Origin of the sequence: Nonlabens xylanidelens, assembly GCF_002934445.1 — a bacterium.
In the GTDB taxonomy this organism is placed as follows: Bacteria; Bacteroidota; Bacteroidia; order Flavobacteriales; family Flavobacteriaceae; genus Nonlabens; species Nonlabens xylanidelens.
The window spans coordinates 1-1,530 of sequence record NZ_PTJE01000019.1 but is presented as its reverse complement, the minus strand read 5'-3'; the positions used below and the strand labels follow the sequence as shown (position 1 = coordinate 1,530).

Sequence of the window (1,530 nt, the reverse complement as noted above, 5' to 3'; positions counted from 1 at the left end):
CCATTTGCGCAGATGGTACTGCTATTTGTGGGAGAGTATGTCGCCGCCTTCTTTTAAACCCTTGTCAATTAGACAAGGGTTTTTTTTGTTTATACTGTCCCGTCCTAGAATAGCGATACACTAAAATTTTAGTGTAATGAAAACATCTATAAACATTGGTTATGTAAAGCGTACCCAAAAAGACTACTCGCTTTCTTTTAAACTTCAAGTGGTAGAAGAAATTGAATCAGGACAATTTGATAGATTGAATGCCCATTTGAAATATGGTATTCAAGCAAGATCAACAATTACCTCATGGCTTCGTAAATACGGTACCTTTGATTGGGAAAACCTATCCGTTGTAAGCATGTCTAAAACACCTGAACAAAAAATTATCGAACTAGAAGCAAGAGTCAAGTTGCTTGAAAAGCAGAAAGCAAGAGCAGAACATTTAGTAGAACGAGCAGATAAGAAAGTAATTATTTTTGATATGCTTGTTGATATGGCAGAAAAAGAATACGACATTGAGATCAGAAAAAATTACAAGCCCGAGTTATCGAAAACTTCAAAAAAGAACACAAAGAAACAATAGTTTCTGCCTGTAACTTACTTGGGCTTAGCAGACAGGTTTATTATAGAGCTCTAAGGAAAAGAGCTCGCAATCAACGTACAGCACAAAAGGTAATTGCCTTAGTTAATGATGTGCGTCGTGTGATGCGTAGAATAGGGACTAGGAAATTATATCACAAACTAGAAAAACAGCTCTCTGAATTAAACGTGGGAAGAGATAAGCTTTTTAAAATACTTAGAGTAAATCATATGCTTATAAAACCTAAAAGGAGCTACCATATAACTACTGATTCTCATCATAGGTTTAGAAAACATAAAAACATAGTCTGCTCTGTGGAGATAAACAGACCAGAACAAATATGGGTAAGTGATATAACTTATATAGGAACCAGAAAAAATCCATCTTATCTAGCATTAATAACAGATGCATATTCAAAGAAGATAGTTGGTTATAATGTATCTCAGAGTCTAGCTGTAGAAGGTTCATTTCAAGCATTAGAAATGGCACTTAATGAGAGAAACTATAAAGACAGCCCGTTGATCCATCACTCTGACAGAGGACTTAAATATTGCTCAAATGAGTATCAAGCTTTATTAGATAAAAACAGTATTAAACCAAGCATGACCGAAAAATATGATCTTTATGAAAATGCTATTGCAGAGAGAATAAATGGAATTTTAAAACAGGAGTTCTTCATTAACAAAAATATCCAAAATATAGAGCTAAAGAATATACTCGTTAAAGAATCTATTGAAATATATAACTCATTTAGACCACACTGTTCTAATCATATGCTTACACCTAATCAAATGCACAAACAAAATCAATTAAGAAGAAAAACATACAAATCAAAAAAATCTCATGAAGGGCAGTATCTCATTAACTGTGTAAGTTTTAAAAAATAGCTTGGGTCTTGACCCAAGCTATTTTTTTTTAATTTTAAATTCAAACACAGTAATGAAAAAAGAAGATTTACTAAA

Annotated in this window: 2 protein-coding genes; both read left to right on the top strand. The window is 32.7% G+C overall.

Going from position 1 to position 1,530, the window contains the following annotated elements:
• The first annotated feature begins 136 nt into the window (after positions 1-136).
• Positions 137-571 carry a hypothetical protein gene (locus tag LY01_RS15235; protein ID WP_211289309.1) on the top strand — a complete coding sequence of 145 codons (435 nt, stop codon included), beginning with the start codon at positions 137-139 and terminating at the stop codon, positions 569-571.
• Positions 535-1,455 carry an IS3 family transposase gene (locus LY01_RS14960; RefSeq protein ID WP_211291743.1) on the top strand — a complete coding sequence of 307 codons (921 nt, stop codon included), beginning with the start codon at positions 535-537 and terminating at the stop codon, positions 1,453-1,455. Before LY01_RS15235 ends, LY01_RS14960 begins: the two co-directional genes overlap by 37 nt.
• Positions 1,456-1,530: the final 75 nt, after the last annotated feature.

Bases quoted from the DNA above. Each gene is read 5' to 3' on its own strand.
- LY01_RS15235 (WP_211289309.1), top strand. From the start codon at position 137: ATGAAAACATCTATAAACATTGGTTATGTAAAGCGTACCCAAAAAGAC.